We start from the raw sequence: 8152 nt of genomic DNA, 5'->3' as shown, positions 1-8152 counted from the left end.
TTTACGCGTATGACAGGCTCCGGAAGACGGTTGTTGCGCACGTATTCGGTGAACGCACTATGGCGACGCTGGGGCGTCTTATGAGCTTGCTGTCACCCTTTGACGTGGTGATATGGATGACGGATGGCTGGCCACTGTATGAATCCCGCCTGAAGGGAAAGCTGCACGTAATCAGCAAGCGATATACGCAGCGAATTGAGCGGCATAACCTGAATCTGAGGCAGCACCTGGCACGGCTGGGACGGAAGTCGCTGTCGTTCTCAAAATCGGTGGAGCTGCATGACAAAGTCATCGGGCATTATCTGAACATAAAACACTATCAATAAGTTGGAGTCATTACCCATTTTGGCTATGGTATCCCACGTGTATTTTTTTGTAGCAATTTCCTTCATTTTTTTTGCGCAGATTTCTGCCTGTTCATTCTGATTGCCATTTAATATATCATTGACGATAAAAGATAGCTCATTTTTATTTTTAAAATAAAACGCATAGTTGTCAGTTGTAAACCGATTGAAATCACAATCAAAGGCAATAATAGGAATTTGAAAATGCATAGCCTCGACTAAAGAAGGATTTGTCCCACCAGCTGAATGCCCATGAATATAGCCACGGCATAAAGACCTAAAGTTAAAAAGGATATCAGAATCATATATAGGGTCTATAATTTCAATATTATTATAATTCCCAAATTCTTCTTTTAGTCGTCGCCCATACAAACTGGAATCCCAATTACCAACAATTTTTAGACTGTGTGTTGTATTTTTAAATGCTTCTAATATCATTCTTATGTTATTTTCTGGTTCAATCCTGCAGACAGTAAAAAAATAGTCCTCTTTTATAACTGATATTGGCTTCTTAACCAATGAATGATCACCACCATAAGCAATAATTTTAGCTTCTAAACCGTATTTTTTTAAGACATATTTAGCAATAGCTTCATTATCAGCCACAACAACATCTGAATATTTAACAGCTATTTTCTCTGAATTTTTTAAATACCACTTAGCAATACCCTTCCATTTTGCTCTTTTCCATTCTAATCCATCAATATTTACAATAACCTTTGATGACGAAAAAAATCTGTAAATTGGTAGAAAAACACACCCTGAAACCCCGAGAATTAGGACAACATCTACCTTGTTAAACAATGACAAAAATAACGAATAGATATCATACAAGATACTAGAACTACCATTGGCGTCAAATGGTATATACTTCAAGTCAGCACGCTTGTATTTTTTTGGGGTGTTTTTATATTTTTTTCGTGAACAATATACATTGTATTTTATATTTTGACTTTGATAATCAACTAAATTTTGAACTAATGATTCAAATCCACCATAACATGCTGGCAATCCAACAATTCCAACAACATCTATTTTTTTCTCTGAAAATTGTTCTGTCATACTGATGACCTTAATTTATCTTGCTAATATTAGAAATTTAACTATATATCTTTAAATAAATTATTCACTTTATACCGTTTTCTCACTATATCAAAGAAAACTCTAAGACAAGCCATGCCTAAAGATATCAGAAACCGAATATAATTCGATATATTTCGCCTCTTCCTTAATATATTTTTTTTCCATAAAATTCTCCCTTTCTCATTTTTATAATATTATGCGAAATACCACCTCTTGTGCCTATTTCTCGAGGAACTGTTGTATATATGCTTTCAAAATATTTAACTTTAGTTTTTGAATTAATATAAGATAAAAAATATGCATAATCCTCTGAATATCTCAAACATGGATTAAATAAACAAACTTTCCTTTTAATCACTACACTTGGTGTAACACAAGGATTCAAAAAAATCAAAAACCATCTAAAATGAATAAACTTACCTACTGTATTAAACCAATATGATGAAATTCGATTATATTTTTCACATCCATTTACTGCATGGTAGAGAAAATCTATATCCTCATCCTTCAGAATATTCAATAGCCAATCTATTTTTCCCATGCAAAAATAATCATCTGAATCTAAAAAGGCAATATAATTAAATTTAGCTCTCCTAATCCCAATGTTCCTACAAATTTGCGGCCCCTTATTATATTTATTGCGATAAATGTGAACATTAACCCCATACTTATTACTCTTCTCTAAAAATGTGTCAGGAGCCAAATCTGAACAATCATCAATTACAATAATCTCCACAAGATGTGGGGATAAAGTATCAACTGAGTCAATAGCCCTGATTAACTTTTCTTTCCTGTTATACACAGGTACAACAACAGAAATACCGAAACTCCTTTTTTTCATATAATAATGCTCACAAATGGTATTTTGTTCATATGGGAGGAACCACACAACCACATAATTGAGATAAAGATATTAATACATATCGAAAGCGATAAATAATTATATGAAGACACTCTGCCGATATAATTTCTTATGCTACAGTAGGTTAAAAGTAATAATAATGGATATACGCCATATATAATTCGAAAACCAAGATACGGAACAATAGATGCGATACAACAAACAAAGGTAGCATTAATAACAATATTGTTTATTATTTTATCCTTACAATGTGATTTAATCATGACAATTAAATATAATACACAAAGACATAAAGTATTAATTATACTTATGATTCGAATAATAAAGTCCTCATCTGCATACGGCAAATATTTATATATTAACTTTTTAAACTCAATAACCCAAGGCACAACATCTAGAATATTTGTCGCAAACAACAAAAACACACCTACAACAATACTAGGAACTACAATTCTAATGCTACATCTAGAAATAATAAAAATAGAAACGATCAGAATCGAAGCTTGATGAAAAAGAAAAGAAATGGTTACAGCTATCAAGAATAAAAAATATCGCCTCTTTATAAACAAACAGAACGATAATAACAGTACTGCTATTGAGAATCCCTGCCTCAGAGCATTAGTTAACAACTCAATGCCTATAAATGAAGAAAACAAAGCAATGATATAAATTTTATCAACTCTAAATATTGTTATTGCTAAAAAGATGCAACCAATAACAAATATTGGCCATATCCAAATTAACCAACTAATATGGCAACTATCCAACATTAGAAAATTAATTAAATCAAATATATATTTATATGTGTAATCCACTCCTATATATCCACTAGGATTAGAACAATATTCATCAAATTCATTTAAATAGTTCTGAGTATCTGCACCAAAATCTTCATTCCTAAAGAAAAACAATACAATTAAAAATAGAAAAATTATAAATGACAAAATGTCATTTATACTTTTTGTATTGAAATTACGTTTATACGATATTAAATAGAGTAATTGTATAAACAGAAATAAAGCCAGGATTGTAACTAGCATTTTTCACCTACACAATTATATAATAGTAATTCATATGTACTCCCTAGGAAACGCTTCAAGTAACTCTTCAGAACTTCTAATAAATTTATTACATCTAGAAATTCTAACCAAATCATCAATAGAATATTTATGATCATTATCTAGTCGTATCATTTTAGGATTTATATTATTAGTAGTACTATAATAGTCCAAAAACTTAAAATCACCACCTAATACTTGGTCACCAAATGAAACCCATAAATTAGGTATACCATAAGTATCTGCAGCAATTAATCCATGAAGTGACGATGAAATTACAACCTCACATTCGTTAATTTTATCAATAAAAACTTCAATGTCATCTTGAATATCAACAAGAACACATCCTTTATGTAAAAAATCCTGTACAACAGCTCGTTGCTTATCTTTATAGTGTGGAATAATACCGACTTTGTATTTTTTACTTCTATGTTTTGCTTTATAAAATAAAGGCAAAAGAACGGCCGGGTCTCCCAACACATCAGGGCAGTCAATTGAAAAATCTTTCTGAAGTTTATTTCTAGTCAAAACACCTCGAACAGCCCTAATATCAGGGGCTGTTTCTCGTAATGGCGCATCTTTAGATATAAAACCACTCCCCCATACGATACTTTTATTTGATGCACTTGAAAGAACGCTTCCTATAGCTAATATATGAGGTAGCTTTTTGAAGTTGTTCTTTACTACCTTTTTATTGGTAATTTTTTCAATTAAATATTTATTTAATTGATCACCCCAGTTATTATGTCTTGTATAGTAATTCACCGGAACTGTTTTCTCTCCCATATTCAAGATTCGCTCTTTCAGTTCCGTTGATATCCCATACAGAGCTTCAATAATTCTTCCCATAAATCCTCTCTTTGTAAAACACTATTAATAATGAAAATAGAAAAATAAAGAAGTTAGATAATGTTATAGATTGCACTATATATTGAAAATCATAATCATTATGTTTCAAGAATAAGTAACACGAGGACAAAAAAAAGCGAACACACGTATAACCACAGAATAATACTTAAACTATAGCGCAATTTCAAAATAAGTACAGGCATCCTTGCGGAAAGATAAAAAAATTGGGCCAGTGCAAGACATATCGAATATTTAAAAACATCCAAATGTTTATATATTGTTATTGATAATATATATAATAAAATAAAATTAAATGTAATCAAAACAATTGAAATTACAAGGAATTTAAAATAAGATCGCCAATCAAATATTTTATTTTTATTCTCTATGTTTTTCTTTAAAAACATAGAGTCGTACAATGCAATTAGCATTGTAACTACACCAAACACATTCTGCGTAACTCTAATTTCTACCAACTCTGCTGCAGGCATTCTGTCATGAAAGAATATAAAGAAACCTTGATTTGTAATCCAATAAATAATGGTAATAACAGAAAACACGCCTCCAAATCTTAATGAATCAGTAATTGCATACCATAAAGATGGCATTTCATATTCACCATCACTATTGAACTTTGTTTTAATAAAAAGAAAACAACATATTATCGTTAGCGGAATTAACTTTGCACCGCTATATATATATATATATATAGTCGAATTAATGCGCATGAAATTCAGCCAACACATCAATATAAAAACAAAAAAAATAAATGCCGTTATTATCGTTGAAAAGAAAGAGAGACAAGAATTATTAATATAAAAGCAGTATCGTTTTATGTATTCTGAAGATATTCCAACAAAAAACAAGAATAATATTTCTGCCGATTGAAACCATAATGATACAATCAACATAGTAATAATACAAAAAAATAAAAATAACTTTAGCCAAAAAAGTGAAGATTGTTTTTTATAGCGCAACAGTAAATATTGCGTTGTAAAACAGGAACAAAACAATACAGATACTAATGCAACAGATTGGAATAACACAACATTAGCCATATCTGATTTGTCAAGTAAATTACCGCCAATAGCAATAAAAATAAAAACAAGTCCAGAATCTATTATTTGATCAAGCGAAAAGAATAAAGTTTGTCTCTTATTACTGTTCATTTTGTTTCGTTAGCCATGAATAACACTTATCTTTTTCTGATAACAGGGGAGACGATACTAGAGGCCACTTAATATCAATACAGGGATCATCCCATTTAACCCCTCTTTCACTTATCGGATGATAATAATTAGTCGTCTTATACAAAAACTCCGCCGTTTCACTCAGCACCAAAAAACCATGTGCAAATCCTTCAGGGATCCACAACTGGCGCTTATTCTCAGCAGATAAATTCACCCCAACCCATTTGCCAAAAGTTGGTGACGATTTACGAATATCAACCGCTACGTCAAAAACTTCACCAACAACGCAGCGTACCAGTTTTCCTTGCGCATAAGGTTCTAACTGATAGTGCAGCCCACGTAAAACGCCTTTACTAGACTTCGAATGATTATCCTGAACAAATTCAACCTTACGCCCTACAGCCTCTTCGAAAACTTTCTGATTAAAGCTTTCCATAAAGAAACCACGCTCATCACCAAAAACTTTCGGCTCGAAAATTAACACATCAGGAATTTCAGTTTTAATTACGTTCATTTTATTAATAACCTTTAATCATTTTCAGCAGATACTGACCATAAGCATTTTTCTTCAACGGTTCAGCTAATACTTTCACCTGCTCAGCATCGATAAACCCTTTACGGTAAGCAATTTCTTCCGGGCAGGAAACTTTCAGCCCCTGACGTTCTTCTATTGTTGCGATAAAATTGCTTGCCTCAATAAGACTTTGATGTGTCCCCGTGTCCAACCATGCATATCCACGTCCCATCATGGCAACAGATAAACGTCCCTGCTCCATATAAATACGGTTAATATCGGTAATTTCCAGTTCGCCACGGGCAGAAGGCTTAAGGTTTTTCGCCATTTCTACAACATCATTGTCATAGAAATAAAGTCCGGTTACAGCATAATTGCTTTTTGGCTCTAACGGTTTTTCTTCAAGGCTAATGGCTGTTCCGTTATTATCAAACTCCACGACACCATAGCGTTCAGGATCATTTACGTGATATGCAAATACCGTTGCACCACTTTCTTTGTTAACAGCGGCATCCATTAACTTCGGCAGATCGTGACCGTAAAAGATATTATCACCAAGAATCAAAGCACAATCATCACCACCAATAAACTCTTCACCGATAATAAACGCCTGCGCAAGACCATCCGGACTCGCTTGCACTTTGTACTGAAGATTCAGCCCCCACTGGCTACCGTCACCCAACAGTTGTTGAAAACGAGGAGTATCCTGTGGCGTACTGATAATCAAAATATCGCGAATACCCGCCAACATCAGTGTAGAGAGCGGATAATAGATCATCGGTTTATCATAAATCGGTAGCAGCTGTTTACTGACTGCCATAGTCACAGGATAAAGACGAGTACCAGAACCACCCGCTAAAATAATACCTTTACGCGTTTTCATTTCATCATTCCTTTTAATTCATCTTGCTCCACCATCACAAACAAGATGCAAAAACTATTAAATAGCTGTAGTCGTAAATAATTCGTTGAGCATGCGTTTCACGCCAATCTGCCAGTCAGGCAAGACAAGCGCAAAGTTCTGCTGAAATTTTTCTGTATCAAGGCGAGAGTTATGCGGACGACGAGCTAGTGTAGGATAGGCTGTTGTTGGTACTGCGTTGAGCTTGTTGAGTGCAAGGGGAATGCCTGCTTCGCGCGCCTCTTCAAAAACCAGCGCAGCATAATCGTACCAGGTTGTGGTACCACTGGCTACCAGATGGTATAAGCCTGCGACTTCTGGTTTATTCAGTGCAACACGAATGGCATGTGCCGTACAATCAGCCAGCAACTCAGCACCTGTTGGTGCACCAAACTGATCGTTAATGACAGCTAATTCTTCGCGCTCTTTTGCCAGACGTAACATTGTCTTGGCAAAATTGTTTCCTTTACCTGCATATACCCAGCTGGTACGGAAAATAAGGTGCTTCGCACAATGCTCTTGTAATGCTTTTTCTCCAGCTAACTTGGTTTCACCGTACACATTTAGCGGTGCGGTTGCATCCGTCTCCTGCCATGGTATTTCACCGGTCCCCGGAAATACGTAGTCAGTAGAGTAGTGAATAACCCAGGCGCCGACTTCATTGGCTGCTTTCGCAATCGCTTCGACACTTGTCGCGTTAAGTAATTGTGCAAACTCCGGTTCTGATTCTGCTTTGTCTACTGCGGTGTGAGCGGCTGCGTTGACAATAATATCAGGCCGAATGCTTCTTACGGTTTCAGCTACACCTTCAGGATTACTAAAATCACCACAATAATCAGTGGAGTGAACATCAAGAGCAATCAAATTACCCAGAGGTGCCAGAGCACGCTGTAGTTCCCAACCTACCTGCCCTGTTTTGCCGAAAAGGAGAATATTCATTACTGGCGGCCCTCATAGTTCTGTTCAATCCACGATTGATAGGCACCACTTTTCATATTTTCGACCCATTTGGTAATGACTCCAACTTATTGATAGTGTTTTATGTTCAGATAATGCCCGATGACTTTGTCATGCAGCTCCACCGATTTTGAGAACGACAGAGACTTCCGTCCCAGCCGTGCCAGGTGCTGCCTCAGATTCAGGTTATGCCGCTCAATTCGCTGCGTATATCGCTTGCTGATTACGTGCAGCTTTCCCTTCAGGCGGGATTCATACAGTGGCCAGCCATCCGTCATCCATATCACCACGTCAAAGGGTGACAGCAAGCTCATAAGACGCCCCAGCGTCGCCATAGTGCGTTCACCGAATACGTGCGCAACAACCGTCTTCCGGAGCCTGTCATACGCGTAAA

General features: G+C 35.3%; 7 protein-coding genes and 4 pseudogenes. 1 reads left to right on the top strand and 10 read right to left on the bottom strand.

Translation table 11 applies throughout. From position 1 onward, the window contains the following. Positions 1–326: pseudogene (locus BFF42_RS06795) on the top strand (IS1-like element IS1B family transposase); the annotation flags it as partial. Here BFF42_RS06795 and BFF42_RS06790 read toward each other — a convergent pair. From BFF42_RS06790 to BFF42_RS06750, 10 genes and pseudogenes are all read right to left on the bottom strand, one after another. Then, positions 261–1406: a DUF1972 domain-containing protein gene (locus tag BFF42_RS06790; RefSeq protein ID WP_252866566.1), complete on the bottom strand. Its 1146-nt coding sequence runs from the start codon at positions 1404–1406 to the stop codon at positions 261–263. The pseudogene BFF42_RS06795 and the gene BFF42_RS06790 overlap by 66 nt on opposite strands. A gap of 166 nt (positions 1407–1572) precedes the next feature. Continuing rightward, entirely contained in the window at positions 1573–2268 is a 696-nt protein-coding gene (locus BFF42_RS06785; protein ID WP_015675255.1) for a glycosyltransferase family 2 protein, read from the bottom strand. After that, a complete protein-coding gene (gene wzy / locus BFF42_RS06780) occupies positions 2265–3329 on the bottom strand; it encodes an O149 family O-antigen polymerase (RefSeq protein WP_073692825.1) in 1065 nt (354 codons plus the stop codon). Before wzy ends, BFF42_RS06785 begins: the two co-directional genes overlap by 4 nt. A gap of 30 nt (positions 3330–3359) precedes the next feature. Next, positions 3360–4196 carry a polysaccharide pyruvyl transferase family protein gene (locus tag BFF42_RS06775; RefSeq protein ID WP_000532600.1) on the bottom strand — a complete coding sequence of 279 codons (837 nt, stop codon included), beginning with the start codon at positions 4194–4196 and terminating at the stop codon, positions 3360–3362. Further along, positions 4180–5365: pseudogene (wzx, locus tag BFF42_RS06770) on the bottom strand (O149 family O-antigen flippase). Before wzx ends, BFF42_RS06775 begins: the two are co-directional and overlap by 17 nt. Beyond that, positions 5355–5900 carry a dTDP-4-dehydrorhamnose 3,5-epimerase gene (rfbC, locus tag BFF42_RS06765; RefSeq protein WP_001100800.1) on the bottom strand — a complete coding sequence of 182 codons (546 nt, stop codon included), beginning with the start codon at positions 5898–5900 and terminating at the stop codon, positions 5355–5357. Before rfbC ends, wzx begins: the two are co-directional and overlap by 11 nt. Before the next feature lie 4 nt (positions 5901–5904). Continuing rightward, positions 5905–6783 carry a glucose-1-phosphate thymidylyltransferase RfbA gene (gene rfbA, locus BFF42_RS06760; protein ID WP_000857502.1) on the bottom strand — a complete coding sequence of 293 codons (879 nt, stop codon included), beginning with the start codon at positions 6781–6783 and terminating at the stop codon, positions 5905–5907. A 57-nt stretch (positions 6784–6840) separates the two neighbouring features. Continuing rightward, complete coding sequence (gene rfbD / locus BFF42_RS06755; protein WP_001023639.1) at positions 6841–7740, bottom strand: dTDP-4-dehydrorhamnose reductase; 900 nt, start codon at positions 7738–7740, stop codon at positions 6841–6843. Beyond that, positions 7740–7814 (bottom strand): annotated as a pseudogene (locus tag BFF42_RS27570) (hypothetical protein); the annotation flags it as partial. The pseudogene BFF42_RS27570 and the gene rfbD, both read right to left, overlap by 1 nt. Before the next feature lie 12 nt (positions 7815–7826). Then, a pseudogene (locus BFF42_RS06750) lies at positions 7827–8152 on the bottom strand (IS1-like element IS1B family transposase); the annotation flags it as partial.

It is taken from the genome of Shigella sp. FC1661, from assembly GCF_001712525.1.
GTDB lineage: Bacteria > Pseudomonadota > Gammaproteobacteria > Enterobacterales > Enterobacteriaceae > Escherichia > Escherichia coli.
Note: the sequence above shows the minus strand (reverse complement) of the source record. Positions and strands in the feature narration are given on the sequence as shown.